14 protein-coding genes are annotated in these 21,682 nt (G+C 73.5%); 6 read left to right on the top strand and 8 right to left on the bottom strand.

The window, feature by feature from the left end; genetic code table 11:
- Positions 1–217: 217 nt before the first annotated feature.
- The 7 genes from ACFWIA_RS22125 to ACFWIA_RS22095 form a co-directional block, all read right to left on the bottom strand.
- Positions 218–1,855 (bottom strand): glycosyltransferase family 2 protein, encoded by a 1,638-nt coding sequence (locus tag ACFWIA_RS22125; RefSeq protein ID WP_387007677.1) that lies wholly within the window; start codon positions 1,853–1,855, stop codon positions 218–220.
- Positions 1,822–3,150 carry a glycosyltransferase 87 family protein gene (locus ACFWIA_RS22120; RefSeq protein ID WP_387007675.1) on the bottom strand — a complete coding sequence of 443 codons (1,329 nt, stop codon included), beginning with the start codon at positions 3,148–3,150 and terminating at the stop codon, positions 1,822–1,824. Before ACFWIA_RS22120 ends, ACFWIA_RS22125 begins: the two co-directional genes overlap by 34 nt.
- Before the next feature lie 121 nt (positions 3,151–3,271).
- The gene (locus ACFWIA_RS22115; RefSeq protein ID WP_387007673.1) at positions 3,272–4,825 is read right to left on the bottom strand and encodes a hypothetical protein; all 1,554 of its coding nucleotides are present in this window, start codon (positions 4,823–4,825) and stop codon (positions 3,272–3,274) included.
- Positions 4,826–5,123: 298 nt separating this feature from the next.
- Complete coding sequence (locus ACFWIA_RS22110; protein WP_387007671.1) at positions 5,124–6,017, bottom strand: carbohydrate ABC transporter permease; 894 nt, start codon at positions 6,015–6,017, stop codon at positions 5,124–5,126.
- Positions 6,014–7,360, bottom strand: a complete 1,347-nt coding sequence (locus tag ACFWIA_RS22105) for a carbohydrate ABC transporter permease (protein ID WP_387007669.1) — start codon at positions 7,358–7,360, stop codon at positions 6,014–6,016. The genes ACFWIA_RS22110 and ACFWIA_RS22105 overlap by 4 nt, the downstream gene beginning before the upstream one ends.
- Before the next feature lie 7 nt (positions 7,361–7,367).
- Positions 7,368–8,753 (bottom strand): ABC transporter substrate-binding protein, encoded by a 1,386-nt coding sequence (locus ACFWIA_RS22100; RefSeq protein ID WP_387007667.1) that lies wholly within the window; start codon positions 8,751–8,753, stop codon positions 7,368–7,370.
- Positions 8,754–9,391: 638 nt separating this feature from the next.
- On the bottom strand, positions 9,392–12,568 hold the full coding sequence (locus tag ACFWIA_RS22095) for an FHA domain-containing protein (protein ID WP_387007665.1): 3,177 nt from the start codon (positions 12,566–12,568) through the stop codon (positions 9,392–9,394).
- 817 nt (positions 12,569–13,385) lie between these two features.
- Here ACFWIA_RS22095 and ACFWIA_RS22090 point away from each other — a divergent pair.
- The 4 genes from ACFWIA_RS22090 to ACFWIA_RS22075 all read left to right on the top strand — a co-directional run bounded on the left by ACFWIA_RS22090 (position 13,386) and on the right by ACFWIA_RS22075 (position 19,335).
- Positions 13,386–15,146 (top strand): protein kinase, encoded by a 1,761-nt coding sequence (locus ACFWIA_RS22090; RefSeq protein ID WP_387007663.1) that lies wholly within the window; start codon positions 13,386–13,388, stop codon positions 15,144–15,146.
- Positions 15,147–15,271: 125 nt separating this feature from the next.
- Positions 15,272–16,501: a serine/threonine-protein kinase gene (locus ACFWIA_RS22085; RefSeq protein ID WP_387007661.1), complete on the top strand. Its 1,230-nt coding sequence runs from the start codon at positions 15,272–15,274 to the stop codon at positions 16,499–16,501.
- 330 nt (positions 16,502–16,831) lie between these two features.
- Positions 16,832–17,938, top strand: coding sequence for a peptide chain release factor 2 (prfB, locus tag ACFWIA_RS22080; RefSeq protein ID WP_387007659.1), 1,107 nt, complete (start codon positions 16,832–16,834; stop codon positions 17,936–17,938).
- Between the two features lie 419 nt (positions 17,939–18,357).
- Complete coding sequence (locus tag ACFWIA_RS22075) at positions 18,358–19,335, top strand: hypothetical protein (protein ID WP_387007657.1); 978 nt, start codon at positions 18,358–18,360, stop codon at positions 19,333–19,335.
- A 134-nt stretch (positions 19,336–19,469) separates the two neighbouring features.
- On the opposite strand, the gene ACFWIA_RS22070 is transcribed toward ACFWIA_RS22075, so the two are convergent.
- Entirely contained in the window at positions 19,470–19,664 is a 195-nt protein-coding gene (locus ACFWIA_RS22070) for a hypothetical protein (RefSeq protein WP_387007656.1), read from the bottom strand.
- A gap of 330 nt (positions 19,665–19,994) precedes the next feature.
- On the opposite strand from ACFWIA_RS22070, the gene ftsE reads away from it, so the two are divergent.
- Complete coding sequence (ftsE, locus tag ACFWIA_RS22065; RefSeq protein WP_387007654.1) at positions 19,995–20,684, top strand: cell division ATP-binding protein FtsE; 690 nt, start codon at positions 19,995–19,997, stop codon at positions 20,682–20,684.
- Positions 20,685–20,741: 57 nt separating this feature from the next.
- Entirely contained in the window at positions 20,742–21,659 is a 918-nt protein-coding gene (gene ftsX, locus ACFWIA_RS22060; protein WP_385486841.1) for a permease-like cell division protein FtsX, read from the top strand.
- The last annotated feature ends 23 nt before the right edge of the window (positions 21,660–21,682 follow it).

The following is a 21,682-nucleotide window of genomic DNA, read 5'->3' as shown; positions in this document are numbered from 1 at the left end:
GTGTGCGGGGGAAAGGAGTGGGTCGTACGGAAGGGCGAAGGACGTATCTCCGTACGGGGCGCAGTCTGTCAGAGCACGCCGCCGCCGCGCTGAGCTGCGACGCATCGAATTGCTGGTTTCCCCATATTCTGACTTCGCGTCAATAGCGTGCGCAAGAGACACCTTTGGGTGGTACGGCAGGGGAACGTGTGAACGGGGTGACGTTCCGGTGGGCGTTTCAGGGCCGTCGGCGCGGCTCCAGCAGCCGCACCAGTCGGCGTCGGAGGACTCCGAGCGCACCGCGCGGACCGAGCGCGATCCGTAGCGCCAGCGAACCGGAGTGGGTGGCGTACGGCTGGACGAGCCGGAGCCCGCGGCCCGCGCTGGGCAGGGCCCGGCGGCGCAGCAGTCCCGGGCCGTCCGTCGCGTGGGCGCTCGTGAGCCGTTCGGTGCCGTCGGCGAACCGCAGCAGGACACGGAGGTCCCAGGTGCCGGCGCCCAGACGGCGCAGGGGCACGGTGGCGTCCGCGGTCCAGGTGCGGTCGTCCGGCGCGGCGTCGTCCGGACCGCTGCGGAACCCGGCGGGGCACCGTGCGCCCACCCGGCCGGTGCGCCGCTCCACGAACTCGGCCTCCGCCCGCACGGGTTCGGCCCGCGCCACCCGTCCGTAGAACTCGTGCAGCCGCAGCCGCAGCGTGGTGCCCCGCAGTCGTGGGCGCAGTTGCGCCGAGACGGTGAGCGGCAGGGTGCGCAGCGGGCGGGCGGCGAGCCGGTCGAGCGGGACGGGCAGCTCGTTCGACCAGACGGGGGTGGCGTCCGGGTCCCGGGCGTGCGGCGGCAGCAACCTGGCGGGCCGGGAGGCGAGTTCGCGTAGGCGGGGGAGGTCCTGCGGCTGGGGTGCGGCGAGCAGGACCCGGGCGAGGAGACGGCCGGGGCGGTCCGCCGGGCTTAGCTCGTCGGGGTCGAAGGTGCCCAGGTAGGAGCGGGTGTGCGCCCACCACTGACGCCGGTACTCGGGGGTGCGCCGGTCCAGTTCCCGGGCGTACATGCGCAGGCCCAGGTCCAGGAAGGCGGCCCGACTGGCTCGGGCGAGGGCGTGTTCGCCGGCCGTGCGCAGCACCTCCACGGCGGTCCGGTGGGCGTCGGTGCGGGCCCGCCAGTTGTCGATGCCCGCGCGGTCCAGGGAGATCGACAGCCGGGCCGCGTCCCGCCGCACCTGCCACAGGTACACCGGGTCGGGGATCAGGGCGAGCCGCGGGCCGGCCGCGAGGACCCGGGCGGTGAAGACGAAGTCCTCGTAGGGGAAGCGCCCTTCGGGGAAGCGCACGTCGTGCTCCCGGAGGAAGTCCGTGCGGTACAGCTTGTTGACGCAGAGGGTGTCCCGGGTCAGTTCCGGCCGCTCGGACGGGTGGTCCAGGACGGCGGGCGCGGCGGGCGGGGCGTAGAGGCGGGGCTGCCAGGGCCGGTCGGGGCCGTGCGGGAGTTCCCGGCGCACGCACAGGCCCGCGGCGACCTCGGCGCGCTGCTCCCGGGCGGCGGCGAGCAGCAGGGCGGCGGCCCGGGGCGGCAGCAGGTCGTCGCTGTCGAGGAACAGGGCGTACGGGGCCGAGGCGGCGGCGAGCCCGTCGTTGCGGGGGGTGCCGCAGCCGCCGCTGTTGTCGGCGCGGCGCAGTACCCGTAGCCGCGGTTCCCGGGCGGCGAGGGCGTCCAGCAGGTCGGGGCTGCCGTCGGTGGACCCGTCGTCGACGGCGAGGACCTCCCGGACGACGGGCCCCTGGGCGAGCGCGGAGCGCACCGCGCCGGTGATGTGCGGGGCGTCGTCGTGACCGATCACGACCACGCTCACCTGGGCGTGCTGCGGGTTCCGGAGATCCATGCGGCCCCCTTCGCGTGCGCGTCCGCCGCTGCGGCGCCCGTGCCGCGCCACAGTCGGGCGAAGGACAGGGCGGTCGCGGCGACGAGCAGCCCGTTGCGCAGGAGCAGCAGGGTGCAGCCCGTCCAGGTCGAGTGGGTCACCTCCGCGTAGAGGACCGGGTAGATCACCGTGCTGAGTGCGGTGGCGGCGAGGACCAGGGCCGCCACGGGCCGCTGGCCGGTGCGGCGGGAGGTGAGGCAGACGGCGGCGAGCCCCAGCAGCCACACCAGGTACTGGGGGCTGATCACCCGGCTGGTCACCGTGAACAGCAGCACCGCGCACAGGGCGGCGTCGAACCCGGTGGCCGGCGTCCAGTGGCGGGCCCGCAGCCGCCACACCACGAGCAGCAGCGCCGCCGCGGCGGTGAGCGCCAGCGAGGCCGCGGACACCGCGTCCACGTACGGGCCGACGAACTCCATCGCCCCGTAGCGGTAGCGCACCGTGCCCGGCCAGCCGGCCTGCCGGGCGAAGCCCAGCAGGGTGCCGCCGAGGGATTCGATCTGCACGCCGCGGGCGCCCTGTTCGTGCAGGAAGCCCAGCGGGTTGCGGAAGGTGACGGCCAGCAGGACGAGCAGCGCTCCGCCGGTGGCCGCGGCGGTCGTCCACGCCCGTCGGGTGTCCGGGCCCGGGGGCGTGCCGAGCAGCGCCAGCACCGGCCATCCCTTCACGGCGGCCCCCAGTGCGGCGCAGGCCCCGCCCGTGCGCGGGGAGCGGGCCAGGGCGAGCAGGCCGAGCACGGCGAACGCGGTGACCTGCACGTCGTAGCGGGCGAGCGGGAGGTGCAGCAGCAGCGGCAGTCCGAACAGCCACAGCCGGGCGCCGTCCGGGGAGCGCCCGGGGCGGGTGCCGGCGCGCACCAGGGCCGCGGTCACCGTCGCGTCGGCGAGGAGGGTCAGGGCGACGAACGCCTCGAAGTAGCTCAGCCACGGCACCAGGTGGGGCGCCAGCAGCACCGGCCCGGCGCCGGGAGGGTACTGCCACAGCGGGTCGCCCACCGGGAAGCTCCCCTCGGACAGCTGCCCGGCCCAGCGGGCGTAGAGCCCGTGCACCTCCCGGGGGATGCCGCCGGAGCCGAGGAGGTCCGCCCCGCTGTGCACCAGCACCAGCAGCATCACCGTCCGGGTGGCGAGCCAGCCGGCGGCGTACGCCAGGGGCGTGCGACGTCCGTGCGCGCCTGACCGTGGGGGCGCGAGCGGGAGCGTGACGGGGGTCGCGGTGGGGGCGGGGGAGTCGTCGGGGGTGATCTGATGGGTCATCAGTCGGAGCGTATGCCTCGAAAAGGGTGATTTCACGGCAATACGCCCATGAGTCGCTTGGTCGTCCCACCCCTGCCCTACGCACAGGCGCACTGGTGTACGGACGCGCCGGGCGCACGCCTCACCGCACCCGCGCCAGCACCTCTCCCGTGCGCGGGTTCCAGTCGACCACCACCGCCTCCGGCGGCACCCGCTGCTCGGGGGCGAGCAGCAACCACCGCACCCGGTACCGCCGGACGATCGCCTCCCGCCGCGCGGGCGAGGAGGTCGGCGCCAGATACGTGTGCACCGTCGAGCGCCGGCGACTGCGCTCCCGTTCGTCCAACGCCGGGTCGGGCCACGCGGGCGCCAACACGTTCACCCCGTACCCGGGCAGCGACCGGGTCGGCCGGTACCCGTCGGTGAGGACCACCGCACCGCGCTCCACCCGGGCCGCCACCCACCCGTACGAGGGCCAGCGCGGCGGCTGCGGGAACCCGACCGGGTCCAGCGCCCCCGGCACCACCGCCCCCGCGTGCACCGTCAGGAACCCCGCCAGCGCCCCCGCCACGGTCGCCGCCCCCAGCGCCCGCCGGCGCCGCGACCAGGGCCGGGGCACGGCCAGCTCCACCGCCAGCGCCAACTGCGGCGCCAGCACGGCCGCCGCCCACAGCCGCCCGTACGTGAAGTGCCCGGAGAACCACCCGTACGCGACCACCAGCAGGGCCAGCCCGAACAGCACCACCAACGGGTCCCGCGGGTCGCGGCGCCAGCGTGCCCACAGCGCCGGCAACCCCAGGGCGACCAACCAGAACCGGGCCCGCACGTCCTCGTACAACAGCGCGTGGATCGCGTCCGGGCCCGCATCTCCCAGCAACGAGAACACCGAGAAGTACGGCCAGGCCGCCGCCACCGCGCACGCCACCAGCACCAGCAGCGCCCACGGCCGGGCGAACCCGCCGCGCCGCCACGCCCCCCGCTCCGCCCAGCGCCGCCCGTACGGCGGCACCGCGAACGCCACCACCCCGAGCGCCGCCGCCACCCCGGTGATCGGGTGCACCAGCACGATCAGCCCGAGCAGCGCGCCCAGCCCGGCGTGCGCCCATGGCCCGCGCGCCGGGGAGCGGACCAGCGCCGCGGTCCACGCCCACGCCCAGAACGTCAGACCGGTGGCGAACGTCGACGGGTACGACAGGTTGCCCGTCATCGACATCAGCCCGAAGAACCCGGACCACCACAGGCGTTCGGTGCCCCACAGCAGGGTGACCGTCCCCAGCGCGACCACCGGCGCCCACCGCCGGGTGTCCGGCCCGGCCACCGCCCGGGTCAGCCGACCCAGCCCGGTGAGCAGCACCAACAGGTTGACCGGCCCGGACAGCTTCACCACCGCCCACCCGGCGAGCCCGGTCACCTGCGCGACCAGCGCCTGCGCCACCGCGTACGGGGTGAAGTACGGGCTGCCGTCCCCCGGCAGGTCGACCATCGGGTGCCGCGGGCGCCACAGGTCGTCGGTGAGGCGCTCCACGACGGCCGCGTGCTGCCCGACGTCACAGCACATCGGGAGCCGCCCGTGGGCGAGGGACACCACCAGCCAGAACAGACAGCCCCCCACCAGGTACGGCGTCGGCCGCAGTCGACGGGACCCCAGGGCGGTCGCGCCCCCGGTGCGCCCGGGAGCCTTCAGTTCGGTGCTCATGGTGCGCTGGACCCCGTGTTCGTGGTGGGCGGTCGTCGCCGTGTCCCGGCAGGGGCTCCGGGAGCGGTCGGGTCCCGGAGCCCCTGCCGGTGTCCCCGTACGCCTGGACGGGGGCGGCGGGCTCCCGCGTTGCCGGGGCGACGGAGAAGACGTGGCACCGCCAGCAAACGGGACGGGCCGCGGTCCGTGTCGCTCCGCGCCCCCTCCACGCCGCCGACCACCCCAACGAGTGACGGCCGGGCCGGGCCCGGGTGGGCCGGTCCAGCGACCGACCGCCGACCCGGGCCCCGACGGGCCGCTACTTCACCGCCCCCGCCATCACCCCCGAGACGAACTGCCGCTGGAAGGCGAAGAAGACGGCCAGCGGGATCACCATCGAGATGAACGCCCCGGGCGCCAGGACGTCGACGTTGTTGCCGAACTGCCGCACCTGGGTCTGGAGCGCCACCGTGATCGGCTGGTTGGAGGCGTCCGTGAAGATCAGCGCGACCAGCATGTCGTTCCACACCCACAGGAACTGGAAGATCCCGAGGCTCGCGATCGCGGGCCCGCCGAGCGGCATCACCACCCGGGTGAACAGCCGCAGCTCACCGGCACCGTCCAGGCGCGCCGCCTCCAACAGCTCCCGGGGGATCTCCGCGAAGAAGTTCCGCAGCAGGAACACCGCGAACGGCAGCCCGAACCCCACGTGGAACAGCACCACCCCGGCGACCGAACCGAACAGCCCGACGTCCCCGAACAGCCGGGCGATCGGCAACAGCGCCACCTGCACCGGCACCACCAGCAGCCCGACCACCCCGAGGAACCACCAGTCCCGCCCCGGGAACTCCAGCCAGGCGAAGGCGTACCCGGCCAGTGACCCGATCACCACGACCAGCACCGTCGTGGGTACGGCGATCAGCACCGTGTTCCACAGGGACTCGGTGATCGAGGCGTTGTCGAGCAGCCGGGAGTAGCTGTCGACGGTCAGCTGCGCCGGTTCGGTGAGGACCGTCCACCACCCGCTCTCCGCGAGGTCCTCCGGCTCGCGCAGCGAGGACAGCAGCAGACCCGCCGTGGGCACCAGCCAGAACACGGCCACCACCAGCAGGAACACCCTCACCAGCCCCCCGCTCGCGGCCCGCGCGAGCCGGGTCGCCACCGGGGTCCGCTTCCGCGCCGCCGGGGCGGCCGTCGTACCGTGCGTGCTCATCGCCCGCCCTCCCGCCGCAGCCGCCGGATGTTGAAGACCACCACCGGGATCACCAGCAGCAACAACAGCACCGAGATCGCGCTCGCCACCCCGGGTCTGCCGTCGCTGAACGCCGAGCGGTACAGCTGGAGCGCCAGGACGTTCGCATCGTCCTGCGAGGAACCGGGGGCGATGATGTAGACCAGGTCGAAGATCTTCAACACGTTGATCATCAAGGTCACCAGGACGACCGCCAGCACCGGAGCCAACAGCGGCACCGTGATCCGCCGGAACACCTGCCACTCCGTCGCCCCGTCGACCCGGGCCGCCTCCAACAGCTCCCGGGGCACGCTCGCCAGCCCCGCCGCGATCAGCACCATCGCGAAGCCCGCCCACATCCAGACGTACGACACGATGATCGCCGGGGTCACCAACCCCGGCCCCAGCCAGTCGACCCCGCGGTACGGCTCCGCGAAGTTGGCGGCCGGCAACCGCAGGAGGGCGCCGTCCGCGGCCTGCGGCAGGGTGAACGTCCCGTCGGCCGCCGCCCGGGTCCGGGCGACCACCTCACCGTCCTTCACCGCCTCGATCCGCATCCCCGGGTACCCGAACTCCCCGTCGTCGACCCCGGCGAGGGTGCCCACCCCCTTGCCCCGGGTGAAGTCCTGCCAGGTCGTCCCGGTGACCTTCCCCGGATCGGCCTCGGCGGCCCGCGCCTGCTCGGCCCCGTCCGGCATCCGGTCCGGCGCCACCCCCACCAACGGCAGGACCACCGGCACACCGGCGCGCACCGGCTCCCCGGTGACGAACGCCCCGCCGCCGGCCTCCCCGAGCGGCGAATCCCGACCCGGGTGCGCCTTCGGGAACGCCGACGACTCGGCGAACGTGTCGTGCACCCCCACCCACACCGCGTTGGCGACCCCCCGGTCCGGGTCCTGGTCGTACACCAGCCGGAAGATGATGCCCGCCGCCAGCATCGAGATCGCCATCGGCATGAAGATGACCAGCTTGAACGCCGTGCCCCAGCGCACCCGTTCGGTGAGCACCGCGAAGACCAGGCCCAGCGCCGTGGCGACCGTCGGCGCGAGCACGATCCAGAACACGTTGTTGCGGAACGCCGTCCGGATGCCGTCGTCCGTGAACAGCTCCCGGTAGTTGTCGAACCCGGCGAAACCGCCACCGGTGTCGCTGACGAAACTGCGGATCAGCGAATACCCGATCGGGTAGACCACGAGCGCGCCGAGCAGCACCGCGGCGGGCAGCAGGAACAGCGCCGCCACCGTCGTGCGGGTGCCCGTCACGCTGCCGCGCCGCGGGCGCCGGGCGGGCACCGGTCCGGAGCCGCCCGTCGTTGCCGAGGTCATCGCCGGATCAACCCTTGTACGCCTTGGCCGCGTTGGCCTCCAGCTTGCGCTGGGCCCCGGCCACGTCCTTCGGACTCTTCAGGAAGTCCTGGAGGTCCTTCCACATGCCCTTGCCGGGGGTGCCGCCGAACGCCTGCGGCGCCTGGTCCGACAGGTCGAACCGGAAGTCGTCACCCGCGCCGACCAGCGCCTTCGCGATGTTGCGCTGCACCTCGTTCGGATACGTCGACGGGTCGAGGTTCTTGTTCGGCGACAGGAAACCGCCTTCCTTCGCCCAGACCTCCGCCGCGTCCGGGGACGCGAGGAACGTCAACAGCGCCTGGCCCGCCTCCGACTCCTTCAGCAGGACCGCGGCGTCACCCCCGCTGACCACCGGCGCTTCGGCGCCGACCGCCGGGAACGGGAACACCTTCGCGTCCTTGCCGACCTCCGCCTTCGCCTGGGCGATGTTGACGCCCACGAAGTCGCCCTCGAAGACCATGCCCGCCTTCGGTTGGTCGCCGCCCGTGAACGTCTGCTCCACCGACCGCGGGAACTCCGTCTGGAGCGCCCCGTCCGCGCCGCCCGCGAGGTAGTCCTCCTCGCCGAACAGCTGCCCGAGGGTGGTCAGGGCCTCCTTCACGGACGGGTCCGTCCACTTGATCTCGTGCTTCGCGAGCCGGTCGTACTTCTCCGGACCCGCCTGCGACAGGTACACGTTCTCGAACCAGTCGGTGAGCACCCAGCCGTCCGCGCCGCCGACCGACACCGGGGTCACCCCGGAGTCGTACACCGTCCGCACGGTCTCCAGGAACTCCGACCAGGTCTTCGGCTCCTGCGCGCCCGCGTTCTCGAAGACGGTGGTGTTGTACCAGACCAGCGACTTGTTGGCCGCCTTGAAGTACACGCCGTACTGCTCGCCGCCCACCGCGGCGAGGTCCCGCCAGCCCTTGGCGAAGTTCTTCGCCAACTGCTCCTTCGCCGCGGCGCCCACCGGCTTCGCCCACTTGTTGTCCACGGCCTGCTTCACCGCGCCGACCTGGGGGAGCATCGCCACGTCCGGCGGGGCGCCGCCCGCGATCTTCGAACCCAGGAAGTTGATGATCGGGTCCTGCGCCGGTACGAACGTCACCTTGGCGCCGGTCCGCTTCTCGAACTCGGCCAGCACCTTCTTGAAGTTCTCCTGCTCCGGCCCCGTCCAGACGGCCGCGACCTCCAGCTCCTCGCCGTCGAGCTTCGGCAGCTTCAGGGTCGCCCCGTCCGGTGCGGCGCTGGCGTCGCCTCCCTTGCCGTCGCCGTCGCCGTCGCCACAGGCGGTCAACCCCAGTGCCAGGGCTCCGACCACGGCCACGGCGGTGAGCCGGGTGGTGCGGCCCCCGGTCGTCCTGATCCCTCGTCGACTCGTGCTGCGCATCACTGCCCCGTCCTCTTGACTTGACGTGCTCGTCGCGCGTGCGGACGTTGTCCCGTGGGGTCTGGTGTACGCCCGGGTGGTTTGTTCCGACAAGGGTGGTCGGCGTCCCAACTCACCGATCGTGACGCCCTCGTGACTTCCCGCGAAGTCCGCGGGGTGCGGGGCGCGCGTACGGTTCCCTGCGGGTGCGCGGTGCTCACCCGCGCAGTTCCCCGCGCCCCTTCGGTGCGCTTGCCTGCGGGTGCGTTGCTTCCTGCGGGGCCTGGGTGGTGCCTCCCGGGGGTACGTCGTCCCGCGCGGGTACGCGATGGTCACCCGCGCAGTTCCCCGCGCCCCTGACGGGGCGCTCCTGGCGGGCGGGCCGCACCGAACAACGGACCTGCTCATGGACGCGCCCGATCAGGGGCGCGGGGAACTGCGCAAACCAACAGCGCACCTGCACAGGACAGCGCACCCGCGGGTGGACGCACCTGAAAGGGGCGCGGGGAACTGCGCGAACCCACCGCGGACCCGCGCAGGAGCAGCGCACCCGCGGGGAAGCGCCCCGAGAGGGGCGCGGGGAACGGCGCGGGCAACCACCGCGCACCCGCACGGAACAACGCACCCCGCAGGGGACCGGCGGACAGGCCCCGTCATGCCTAGAGCAAGGACGGAACCGTCATCGCCGAGACGGACCGAGCAGCCCGCTCCACCGCACTGGCCAACAACGCCAGATCCGTGGGCCCGTTCCCCAACTCCCGTACCGACCGCCGAGCGGGCGGATCCCCCATCCGCTCCCACTCCACCACCACGACGGTGGGCCGCAGCGTCGCCGTCCGCGGTATGCGCCCGGTGACCCGTCCCCCCTGGAACTCGGTGACCCGCCCGTCCCCGCCCCGCAGGGTCCCCCGCCCGGGACCGGGCTCCTCGGGCCCGCCCCGCACCGCGTCCAGCGAGACCCGGACCCCGGCCCGCCGCGCCACCTCGCTCGCGTCGACCCGCGCCCCGCTCACCGCGCCCGCCACCAGGTGCACGCCCAGGCGCTCGCCCTCCCGGGCGACCGCCTCCAGCGCCCGCACCACGGACCCGGCCGACGGACGCCCCGTGGAACCCAGCGCGGGCGACAGCAGGGCGTCGAGGTCGTCGACGACCACCACCAGGCGCGGCAGCGCCGGCGCGGGCGCGGTCCGGGCCCCGGCGGGCCGCAGCCGCAGGGTGGAACTGGGCGGCGGATCGAGGTCCCCCGCACCGTCCGCGCCGGGACGCGCACCGGAAACCCGGGAGCCGAAGGAGGGGCCCCGCTGGGCGACGACCCGCCCGGCCGGCTGCTCGCTGCCGTGCCACTGTCCGAAGTCGAGGAGCCCGAGCAGCTCGGCCCGCCGCTTGAGTTCCGCACTGAGCGCCTGCGCGAACTCCCGCATGCGTACGGGGTCGTTGGCCGCGAGATGCGTGGTGACGTGCGGCAGCTCCCCGCACACGGTGAGCCCGCCCCCGGCGCCCGCGGGCTGCGCACCGGGTCCACCGGTGGTGTCCCGACCGTCGACCAGGATCACCGAGAGCCGGTCGGGCCGCTCGGCCGCCGCGAGCGACGCGGTGACGGCCCGCAGCAGTTCGGTGCGACCACTGCCCGCCGGGCCCTCCACCAGCAGATGGGTGCCCTCCCGGACGAGGTCCACACCGACGGGCCCGCGCGGCCCCGCGCCGAGCACCACCCGGGCCCGCCCGCCCGCCGCCTGCGGGTCGTCGAACGCGTCGGCCCAGCGGGCGAGCAGTGACGCGGGGGTGGCCCGGGCGAGGCCCAGTTCGTCGAGGAGCCGTGCGGTCCGGGGCAGGGGCACCGCGGTCCGCGAGGTCCGGGCGCCGCCCTCCGCGCGCAGCGGCGCCAGGGCCCGCGCGAACCGTTCGGCCCACGCCCCCGACACCGCGTCCACCGCGGCCTCGGTGCCCTCGCCGGCGACGGCTCCGCCGGCGATGCGCACCAGTCGGACCTCGGTCGCCACGTCCCCGCCGAGCAGGGCGACCGCCCCGCACTCCCGGAGCGGGGGCAGTACCGCACAGGCGGCCCCGTACCCCTCGTGGACACCGGTGCCGGTGGTCGCCGCATCGGCGCTGCTCGGGAGCGCGGCCGTCTCCGCCAGGCACACCACGTGGACGCCGGCCGCGGGCCCGAACGCGCAGAGCCGCGCCACCGCGTCCCGCAGGGCCGGGGTTCCCGGATCGCCGTCCACGACGAGCACGGTCAGTGTTCCGTCCGCCGCACGGGCGTCGGGGTCCCCGGTCGGGCCGTCGCCGTGTTCCGCGAGCACCCGGTCGAGTTCCGCGGTCCGCGCGGCGGCCTGGTCCGTGTCGTGGGCGAGGAGCAGCCGGCAGTCCTGGCCGCGGCCGGGGCGGGTGTGCGGGAGCCAGCCGAGCCAGCTCCATTCGGCGACCCGTTCGGCGACCGGACGGGTGCGGTCCGTGCTGAGCAGCACGATCTCCAGCGATTCCGGTGCGTGCAGGGCGGCGAGCTGCGCCACCACCGACCGGGCGACCCCGACCAGCCGGGGGCGGGGCCCCGCGAGGCCCAGGGCGCCGGCCTCGCGCAGATCGACCGTCACCGGGACGCCCGCCAGCACTCCCGGGCCGCCCGGAGCGGGCCGGTCCGTGGTGCCGAGCCGTACCGTCAGCGCTTCGGGGTGGTCGTGGCCGCGTTCCCACAGCCGGGGGCCGGGGCCGAGCGCGGTGAGCAGCAGCGCGGCGGGGTCGGGCCACAGTTCGGGGGCGGCCGTGGGGTCGGCGGTGAAGGGCCCCTCCGCGTACCCGGTGTGCTCGTCCGGTGCGTGCGGGCCGTCCGTCCCGGCGGGCTCGGGGCGAGGACCGTCGTGGTCGTGGTCGTGGTCCGGGCCGCGTTCGCCCCGGAGCCTGCGCGCCCAGGCGGTCAGTCCGCCCCGGCGGCGGGCTCCCGCGCGGGTCGACCCGGTGCCGTGCGCGTCCTCGTCGGCCCGTTCGTGCCCGGAGCCCGGTATGCCCGGGACGCGGTGGTTCCCGGCGTGCGTGTCGTGCGCCCCCGCGGGGGGCGCGTGGTGGGGCGCCGCGCCCGGGGTGACCCGGTCGGTGGACCCGTACGCGTGCCCGGTGGTTCCGTTCGTCGTCGCGATCGCGGTCCGTGGGGTCCGCGGCGGTACGGGGTCGACCCCTGCATCGGGTGGCTCCGGAGTGTCGACGCCCACCCGGACGAACCCCTCGCCGTCCGGGTCGGTGCGCACCGGGCCGGGCAGTTCCCGGGGGTCGGCCAGCCGGAGCGTGGACTCGCCGAGCCGCAGCAGGGCCCCCGGCTCCAGCGGGACGGGCCGCTTCCCGATCGCGGCGCCGTACAGCCGGGTGCCGTTGGTCGAACCGAGGTCCGCGACGGTGACCCGGCCGTCCTCGGTGAGCGTCACCGCACAGTGCAGTCGGGACACGTCCGGGTCGTCGAGCGGGACCTCCGCGTCGGCCGAGCGCCCGATCCGGACGGGGCCGCCGTGCAGCAGGTGCACGCCGCCCGCGTCGGGTCCGCCCACGACCTGGAGCTGGGTGACCGCGCCGGTGGGGTCGGGGCCCGGGTCGGTGGGGGCGCCGAGCGAGAGCACCGCTCCGTCCACGAGCGGCGGCTCACCGAGCACGGCGCGCTGCGGGTCGAGGCGGTCCGCGCCGGCATACACGGCGGTCGGCCCCTCGCCGCCCGCCACGGCCGAGGCGAGCCCGGAGACCACCGCGGCCAGCGGGGTGCCCCCGGGCGCGGTGACCAGGACGTCCCGCGCCGTCGCGCGCCCCGGAGCTTCGGGGCGCGGCCCGAGGACGGTCAACCGGATCTGCATCGCCGTCAGCGGTCCCTTCTGCGGATGCGCCCAGCACGGATCGTCCGGGGGTGTGCTGTGATTCCCCCCACCGCACTCCGGGCACGTAGACCGAATACGGGGGCATCCTCGCACCTGCCACCGACAACACGCCCGGCCGCCATCGGTTCGTGATCTTGATTGGCTGGCTCTGCGCGTAAAAGTGCCTGTTCGGTGTCGTCCGTGGTCCCTTGCGTTCCCTTTGTCTTCCCTGGGTCTTTCGGTTGTCCTCCCCTTGTCTTCCACTTTGTCTTCCACTCGGGACCGTCGTCGGCAACCACTGCGCCCGGGCGGACGTCTTACGGCGGGACGAACCCGGGGGCCGAACGGCGGGGACGGCGCACCGGACGCCTCCGTCCCGCCGGGCGCCCCGGGCCGGTCGACCCCCGTCGGGTCCGGGAAACCGGGCGGGTACGGCGGGCGGCACTAGAGTGGGGCGGAACATTCGGTGCCCCGGCACCCGCCACGGCCCCGCACGGAGCCGGGCGCGGGCGGCGGGAACAGCGGTCTCCGGCTCCCCGGGCGGGCGGACCGGTCCGAATGGCACGGGGCGGGCGCGGGTAGTCCGAAGCGGTCCGGTCGACACCCCGTCGACCAGGTCGACCCGGCCGGCGCCGGGCGGAGTCGATCCGCCCGGAGCCCGGCATCCGTACGACCCGACGAGACCGACTCGACCCGAACAGATCGCGATCACGACCGACCACCACCCGACCACAGTGCGACGAGAACGCGACGAGTACCGACGAGACCGACCCAGAGCAAGGCTGAGGAAGCCCCGAGCGAGCAGGGAGCGCATGACGTGCGGCCGGTAGGAAGCAAGTACCTCCTGGAGGAACCGCTCGGACGGGGCGCCACGGGCACCGTCTGGCGGGCGCAGCAGCGCGAGACGGCGGGCGCCGAGGCGGCCGTGCCCGGTCAACCCGGCGAGACCGTGGCCATCAAGGTCCTCAAGGAGGAGCTGGCCAACGACTCCGACATCGTGATGCGGTTCCTGCGCGAGCGCTCGGTGCTGCTCCGACTCACCCACCCCAACATCGTCCGGGTGCGGGACCTCGTGGTCGAGGGCGATCTGCTCGCCCTCGTCATGGACCTGGTCGAGGGCCCCGACCTGCACCGCTACCTGCGCGAGAACGGTCCGTTCTCCCCGGTCGCGGGCGCCCTGCTGACCGCGCAGATCGCCGATGCGCTCGCCGCCAGCCACGCGGACGGCGTCGTCCACCGCGACCTCAAGCCGGCGAACGTCCTGCTGCGACAGGACAACGGCGAGATGCACCCGCTGCTCACGGACTTCGGCATCGCCCGACTCGCCGACTCGCCGGGCCTGACCCGTACCCACGAGTTCGTCGGCACCCCCGCGTACGTCGCCCCCGAGTCGGCGGAGGGCCGCCCGCAGACCAGCGCCGTCGACATCTACGGCGCCGGCATCCTGCTGTACGAGCTGGTCACCGGCCGTCCCCCGTTCTCCGGCGGGTCCGCCCTCGAAGTGCTGCACCAGCACCTGAGCGCCGAGCCGCGCCGCCCGTCCCACGTGCCCGAGCCGCTGTGGACGGTGATAGAGCGCTGCCTGAGCAAGAACCCCGAGCAGCGGCCCAGCGCCGAGAACCTCGCCCGCGGGCTGCGCACCGTCGCCCAGGGCATCGGCGTGCACGCGAACTCCGCGCAGATCGCCGCCGCCGAAGGGGTGGGCGCCCTGCTCACCCCCGACCCGGCGCCCACCGCCGTCCCCGAGGTGCCCGGCGCCGCCGACCCGACGGCCGTGCTCCCGCACACCGGAGCCCCCGGCGCCCTCCCGTTCGGCGCGCACGACCCGAACGCGGCGACCAGCTACCTCCCGCCGGTCCCGGGCGGTGCTCCCGGCGCGGCCGACCCGACGGCGGTCCTGCCGCACACCGCGCCGCAGGGCGCCGCCGACCCCACCGCCGTGCTGCCGCCGGTCCCCGGCCACTCCCCGGGCGGTGCCGACGACCCGCACCCCTGGCAGAACCAGCTGCGGGCCGCCCGCGACCGCAACGAGCAGACGCAGATCCACCACCTCGACCCGAACGAGGACCCGCTGCGCCGGCGCCCCCAGCGCCAGGTCGCCCCGCGCCCGCAGCAGCCCCCGCAACAGCCGCCCCAGCAGCAGCCGCAACAGCGGTACGCGCCGCAGCACCAGGCCCCGCAGCACCAGGCCCCGCCGCCCCAGCAGTACGCGCCGCCCCCGCAGCAGCAGCCCCAGCGGTACGCACCCGCGCCGGTGCCCGAGCGGCAGCCCCAGCACTACGCCCCGCCGCGCGAGCCCGCCCCCCGCGAGCCGCGTCCGCCGCGCGAGCCCAGGCAGCGCAGCGCCAATCCGATGCGCATCCCCGGGCTCGGCTGCCTCAAGGGCTGCCTCTTCACCTTCCTGATCCTGTTCGTGGCGGGCTGGCTGGTCTGGGAGCTGAGCCCCCTCCAGGACTGGATCGGCACCAGCAAGGGCTACTGGGCGCAGCTGAGCGACTGGGCCGGTCAGGTCACCGGCTGGGCCGGCGACGTCGCCGGGTGGCTCGGCGACCTCGGAGGCGGGGGCAGCGGCGCCTGAGCCCCGCCCGAAGACGGTCGGGTAGGAGATTTGTCGACACCCAGGGGGCGATTCGCCCCGGCGGTGTGCTGGTCGCCGACCCGGCCGCGTAGCTTTGTCGCCAACACGCGTCCGTAGGAGCAGTCTTGGCACGGAAGATCGGCAGCCGGTACAGCGCGAACCAGATCCTGGGCCGCGGCAGCGCCGGCACGGTGTGGCTGGGCGAAGGTCCGGAAGGGCCCGTCGCCATCAAACTGCTGCGGGAGGACCTCGCGGCCGATCAGGAGCTGGTGGGCCGCTTCGTCCAGGAGCGCACCGCCCTGCTCGGCCTCCACCACCCCAATGTGGTCGCCGTCCGTGACCTCGTCGTGGACGGCAACGACCTCGCCCTCGTCATGGACCTCGTCCGCGGCACCGACCTGCGCTCCCGGCTCGACCGGGACCGCAGGCTCGCCCCCGAGGCGGCCGTGGCGATCGTCGCGGACGTCGCCGACGGGCTCGCCGCGGCGCACGCGGCCGGGGTCGTCCACCGCGACGTCAAGCCCGAGAACGTGCTGCTCGACATGCAGGGCCCGCTCGGGCCCGGCGGCAGTCACCGGGCGCTGCTCACCGACTTCGGTGTGGCCAAACTCATCGACACGCCCCGCCGGGCCAAGGCCACGAAGATCATCGGCACGCCGGACTACCTCGCCCCCGAGATCGTGGAGGGTCTGCCGCCGCGCGCCGCCGTCGACATCTACGCCCTCGCCACCGTGCTGTACGAGCTGCTCGCCGGCTTCACCCCCTTCGGCGGGGGGCACCCCGGTGCGGTGCTGCGCCGGCACGTCACCGAGCGCGTCGTGCCGCTGCCCGGCATCCCCGACGAGCTGTGGCAGCTGATCGTCCAGTGCCTGGCCAAGGCGCCCGCCTCCCGGCTGCGCGCCTCCGAGCTGTGCGGACGGCTCCGGGAGCAGTTGCCCCTGCTCGCCGGGATGCCGCCGCTCGACGTGGACGAGCCGGAGGCCGGCGAGCAGGAGGCGCCCCTCGCCGAGGAGCCGGCGGAGCCCGGCGGTTCGGAGGGGGCGCCGGCGGTGCGGCGGGGAGCCGTGCCCCTGGTGTCCGGGCCCGCGCCCGACTCCAACCGGGACACCCACACCAGCATGCGGGTGCCTGAGCAGGACGAGCTGGACGGGGGTGCGCACGGGACGGCGCGGGCGCCGAGGGCGGCGGGGGCGCCTAGGCCGGGGTCCGCGCGGAATCGGGCTGTCGTTGCTCGGCGGCGGAGGGTCGCCCTCGGGGTGGTCGCCGCGGTGCTTGTCGCGGTCGCCGGGGTCGCGGCGTACGCGGTCACCGACGAGGAGCCCGCCCGCCCCCCCGGCACGTCCACCTCCCCGTAGCCCCCGGCGGGGTGCGCTGCGGTCGCCCCCCTTGGGTACGCCCATTCCCGGGTGCGCTGCCCGGGCGGGGTGCGCTGCGGTCGCCCGCGCAGTTCCCCGCGCCCCTATCGGGGCGCCGATGGGCGGGCTCGCTGTGCCCGGTGCAGCAGCGCCCCCCAGGGGCGCGGGGAACTGCGCAAACCCACAGCGCACCCGCACAGCAACAGCGCACCAGCAGGGAAGCGCACCGTTAGGGGCGCGGGGAACTGCGCGGGCAACCACCACGCACCCCGCAGGGGACCGTACCGAAGGGACGCGGGCCCAGCGGCCGAGAGCGGTTACGCTGGAGCCGTGGCAGTCGTCGATGTATCCGAAGAGCTCAAGTCCCTCTCCTCGACCATGGAGTCGATCGAGGCCGTCCTGGACCTCGACACGATGAGGGCGGACATCGCTGCGCTGGAGGACCAGGCCGCGGCCCCCTCCCTCTGGGACGACCCGGACGCGGCACAGAAGATCACCAGCAAGCTCTCGCACCTCCAGGCGGAGGTCCGCAAGGCGGAGACGCTGCGCGGCCGGATCGACGACCTCGCCGTCCTGTTCGAGCTGGCCGAGGCCGAGGACGACGCGGACACCCGCACCGAGGCCGAGGGCGAGCTGACCAACGTCCGCAAGGCGCTGGACGAGATGGAGGTCCGCACCCTCCTCTCCGGTGAGTACGACTCCCGCGAGGCCCTGGTCAACATCCGTGCCGAAGCCGGTGGCGTCGACGCCGCGGACTTCGCCGAGCAGCTCCAGCGCATGTACCTGCGGTGGGCCGAGCGTCACGGCTACAAGGCCGAGGTGTACGAGACCTCCTTCGCGGAGGAGGCGGGCATCAAGTCCACCACCTTCGCCGTGCAGGCCCCGTACGCGTACGGCACGCTCTCCGTCGAGCAGGGCACCCACCGCCTGGTGCGGATCTCGCCCTTCGACAACCAGGGGCGCCGCCAGACCTCGTTCGCGGGTGTCGAGGTGCTGCCCGTGGTCGAGCAGTCGGACCACGTCGAGATCGACGAGTCCGAGTTGCGCATCGACGTGTACCGCTCCTCGGGCCCGGGTGGTCAGGGCGTCAACACCACCGACTCCGCGGTCCGGATCACGCACCTGCCGACCGGCATCGTCGTCTCCTGTCAGAACGAGCGCTCGCAGATCCAGAACAAGGCGACCGCGATGAACGTCCTCCAGGCGAAGCTGCTCGAACGCCGCCGCCAGGAGGAGCAGGCCAAGATGGACGCCCTCAAGGGCGACGGCGGTAACTCCTGGGGCAACCAGATGCGCTCCTACGTCCTGCACCCGTACCAGATGGTCAAGGACCTCCGTACGGAACACGAGGTCGGCAACCCGCAGGCAGTGCTGGACGGTGAGATCGACGGATTCCTGGAAGCCGGAATTCGCTGGCGCAAGCAGCAGGAGAAGTAATCGCAGCCGTATGACGGCTTGCGTATATGTCGACATGACAACCCCGGCCGTCGTTCCGCGCACCTCTTCCGGATGATTTTCGGAGGTGCCACCGGTACTCGGGCGGAACCCGGCGCGAGGCCCGTGGTTCCGGCCCGACTGCCATTTCCGGTGCGGCAGTTGTGGCGAAGATCGGTGTTCTGCGTCACCGTCGGATAAACGTGCCACCCCCAACTGCCCTTATTTCGGGCATCGTGCGCGCAATGGCCTTGACGCGTTTACCGAAAGTGGGAAGGGTGAGCGCGGCATGCGCATCTCTGGGGCGCGCGTGAACGGGGCGATGGTGCGCGGCGCGCGAGAGCGACGTGCGGTACTTCCCCCTGGTGTCCGCGACCCCGGCGCTGCTCCATTGACGATGAGCTACTGGGGGTAGCAACCAGATGACCAAGAAGACGCGGGTCCGTGTCGCACGGATCGCGGCCGGTGCGCTGATCGCGGCGGGGGCGTCCCTGACCGCGGCGGGCGCGGCCCAGGCGCTCAACAGCAACGGCGTAGTCACCACCGACGCCCCGAACGACGAGCCCACCGGCATCCCGACGGCGCCCACGACCGGCGGCACCACGGACGGGGCCTCCACCAGCGGCACGACCGGCACCACTGGGACCACCGGCACGACCGGGACGACTGGGACCACCGGTACGACCGGCACGACTGGGACCACCGGTACGACCGGCACGACTGGGACCACCGGTACGACCGGCACGACTGGGACCACCGGCACGACCGGCACCACCGGGACGACTGGCACGACCGGCACCACCGGCACCACTGGGACCACCGGTACGACCGGCTCCACTGGGACGACCGGCACCACCGGGACGACTGGCACCACTGGGACCACCGGTACGACCGGGACGACTGGCACCACCGGTACGACCGGAACCACCGGTACGACCGGAACCACTGGCACGACCGGCACCACTGGAACCAGCGGCACCACCGGGACCACCGGAAGCAGTGGTACTAGCGGAACCACCGGGACCACTGGCTCCACCGGCTCCAGCGGCTCCAGCGGTTCCACCGGCGGCGACGACGGTGGCGACGACGACGGCGGCACCGAAAGCACCGGCGGCAACGGCACCACCGGCGGTACGGGTGGCAGCACCAGCGGCGGCAGCACCGGTGGCGAGGGCACCAGCCCCGACAGCGGTTCCGCCCCGCTCCCGCAGGGTCAGGGCAAGGACGGCCTGACCGACACCGGCTCCCAGCCGGTCGAGCAGGGCAAGGCCAAGGACGAGCTGGCCGAGACCGGCGCCATGGAGACCACGTTCCTGCTGGTCGGCGCCGCGACGATGATCGCCGGCGGCATCGGCTTCCGGCTGCTGCCCCGACTGGCCACGGGCAGCCGCACCGCCTGATCCACCCGCCTGATCCACCCCACGGGTCCGTCCGGACCGGGGTGCCGGGTGGCACGCAAGGACACAGAGAGGGCCCGGAGCATCGCTCCGGGCCCTCTCCGCACGTATCGGGCGCCGACCTGGCGGCGGTCGGGTCACATGGACTGGCGCGCTAGCAGGGCCAGCGTCAGGACCAGCACGGCCAGTAGGCCGATCAGGCCCGCGGGGTTCATGCCGGACCAGGGACCGCCGTTCTGCTGGAGGCGCTCCCGGTTGGCACGGCAGACCGGGCAGCGCCCCTCACTGACTGGGGCAGCGCAGTTCGCGCACACCAATCGGTCGTAGGTCATGCCCTTCCTCCTCCCGCGCGGCGGAGCCTGCCGCAACGACCTTCTCTCCGCGCAACGCTCAGGGAAACGCGAGCGTTCCCCCTACCACTGTGCCAGCTTCCGCGGATTTCGGCGCGGCCCGACCCGGGCGCCCGGATTCCGGTGTCCCCGCGGTGCCCGACACCGTCGGAAACGGGCTTCGCACGGCCGGTCGTCGACCGACCCGATCAGCGACAAACCCGTGCAGACAAACCCGTGCAAGGGCGAGCGAACGGGCGGCGCCGACTGCGCTCGTACCCCGCAGTCGCGTATGGTCACGGACACCTACCTCCGGCTACCCGTGGTGCACCCGTGATCCGATTCGACAACGTGTCCAAGAGCTACCCCAAGCAGAACCGCCCGGCCCTCAGGGACGTCTCCCTGGAGGTCGAGCGTGGTGAGTTCGTGTTCCTCGTGGGATCGTCCGGTTCCGGAAAGTCCACCTTCCTGCGGCTGATCCTGCGCGAGGAACGGGCGAGCCACGGCCAGGTGCACGTCCTCGGCAAGGACCTGGCCCGGCTGTCCAACTGGAAGGTGCCGCACATGCGCCGCCAGCTCGGCACGGTCTTCCAGGACTTCCGGCTGCTGCCGAACAAGACCGTCGGCGAGAACGTGGCCTTCGCCCAGGAGGTCATCGGTCGTTCCCGCGGCGAGATCCGCAAGTCGGTGCCCCAGGTGCTGGACCTCGTCGGCCTCGGCGAGAAGCAGGGCCGGATGCCCGGCGAACTCTCCGGCGGTGAGCAGCAGCGCGTCGCGATCGCCCGTGCGTTCGTCAACCGACCGAAGTTGCTGATCGCGGACGAGCCGACCGGCAACCTCGACCCGCAGACCTCGGTCGGCATCATGAAGCTGCTGGACCGGATCAACCGCACGGGGACGACCGTCGTGATGGCGACCCACGACCAGAACATCGTGGACCAGATGCGCAAGCGCGTCATCGAGCTGGAGAAGGGCCGTCTCGTCCGCGACCAGGCGCGCGGCGTCTACGGCTACCAGCACTGACCCGACGTACGCGACGTACGCGACACACATCACGTACCGAAAGGCAGAAAGCACGCGATGCGCGCCCAGTTCGTCCTGTCGGAGATCGGCGTCGGTCTCCGTCGCAATCTGACGATGACCTTCGCGGTCGTCGTTTCGGTGGCCCTCTCGCTCGCCCTGTTCGGCGGCTCCCTGTTGATGCAGGACCAGGTCAGCTCCATGAAGGGCTACTGGTACGACAAGGTCAACGTCTCGATCTACCTGTGCAACAAGAACGACGCGGAGTCCGACCCCGCGTGCGCCAAGGGCGCGGTGACCAGCGCGCAGAAGGAACGGATCAAGGCCGACCTGGAGAAGATGTCGGTCGTCGACAAGGTCCTCTACGAGTCGAGCGACGAGGCGTACAAGCACTACAAGGAGCAGTTCGGGGACTCCCCGCTGGCCGCGTCGCTGACCCCGGACCAGATGCAGGAGTCGTACCGGGTCAAGCTGAAGGACCCGGAGAAGTACCAGGTCGTGGCGACCGCGATCTCCGGACGGGACGGCGTCCAGTCGGTCGAGGACCAGAAGGAGACGCTGGACAGCCTCTTCGAACTCCTCGACGGCATGCGCAAGGCGGCCCTCGCCGTGATGGCGCTGATGCTGGTGGTGGCGCTGATGCTGATCGTCAACACCGTCCGCGTGTCGGCGTTCAGCCGGCGGCGCGAGACGGGCATCATGCGGCTCGTCGGTGCCTCCGGCTTCTACATCCAGGCGCCGTTCATCATGGAGGCTGCCGTCGCCGGTCTCATCGGCGGTGGAGTGGCCTGCGGATTCCTGCTGGCCGGCCGCTACTTCATGATCGACAACGGGCTGGCGCTGGCAGACAAGCTCACCCTGATCAACTTCATCGGCTGGGACGCGGTCCTGAAGACGCTGCCGTTGATCCTCGCGATCAGCGTGCTGATGCCGGCGCTCGCGGCGTTCGTCGCGCTGCGCAAGTACCTGAAGGTCTGACGGTCACCTCCCCGCCGGGGGCG

It is taken from the genome of Streptomyces sp. NPDC127068, assembly GCF_042724695.1.
GTDB lineage: Bacteria > Actinomycetota > Actinomycetes > Streptomycetales > Streptomycetaceae > Streptomyces.
The sequence above is the reverse complement of the archived record's forward strand: the minus strand, read 5'-3'. Positions and strand labels throughout refer to the sequence as shown.

Excerpts from the sequence above, each read along its gene's own strand:
- ACFWIA_RS22125 (WP_387007677.1), bottom strand. The coding sequence starts at position 1,855 with ATGGATCTCCGGAACCCGCAGCACGCCCAGGTGAGCGTGGTCGTGATC.
- ACFWIA_RS22120 (WP_387007675.1), bottom strand. The coding sequence starts at position 3,150 with ATGACCCATCAGATCACCCCCGACGACTCCCCCGCCCCCACCGCGACC.
- ACFWIA_RS22115 (WP_387007673.1), bottom strand. The coding sequence starts at position 4,825 with ATGAGCACCGAACTGAAGGCTCCCGGGCGCACCGGGGGCGCGACCGCC.
- ACFWIA_RS22110 (WP_387007671.1), bottom strand. The coding sequence starts at position 6,017 with ATGAGCACGCACGGTACGACGGCCGCCCCGGCGGCGCGGAAGCGGACC.
- ACFWIA_RS22105 (WP_387007669.1), bottom strand. The coding sequence starts at position 7,360 with ATGACCTCGGCAACGACGGGCGGCTCCGGACCGGTGCCCGCCCGGCGC.
- ACFWIA_RS22100 (WP_387007667.1), bottom strand. The coding sequence starts at position 8,753 with ATGCGCAGCACGAGTCGACGAGGGATCAGGACGACCGGGGGCCGCACC.
- ACFWIA_RS22095 (WP_387007665.1), bottom strand. The coding sequence starts at position 12,568 with ATGCAGATCCGGTTGACCGTCCTCGGGCCGCGCCCCGAAGCTCCGGGG.
- ACFWIA_RS22075 (WP_387007657.1), top strand. The coding sequence starts at position 18,358 with ATGACCAAGAAGACGCGGGTCCGTGTCGCACGGATCGCGGCCGGTGCG.
- ACFWIA_RS22070 (WP_387007656.1), bottom strand. The coding sequence starts at position 19,664 with ATGACCTACGACCGATTGGTGTGCGCGAACTGCGCTGCCCCAGTCAGT.
- ftsX (WP_385486841.1), top strand. The coding sequence starts at position 20,742 with ATGCGCGCCCAGTTCGTCCTGTCGGAGATCGGCGTCGGTCTCCGTCGC.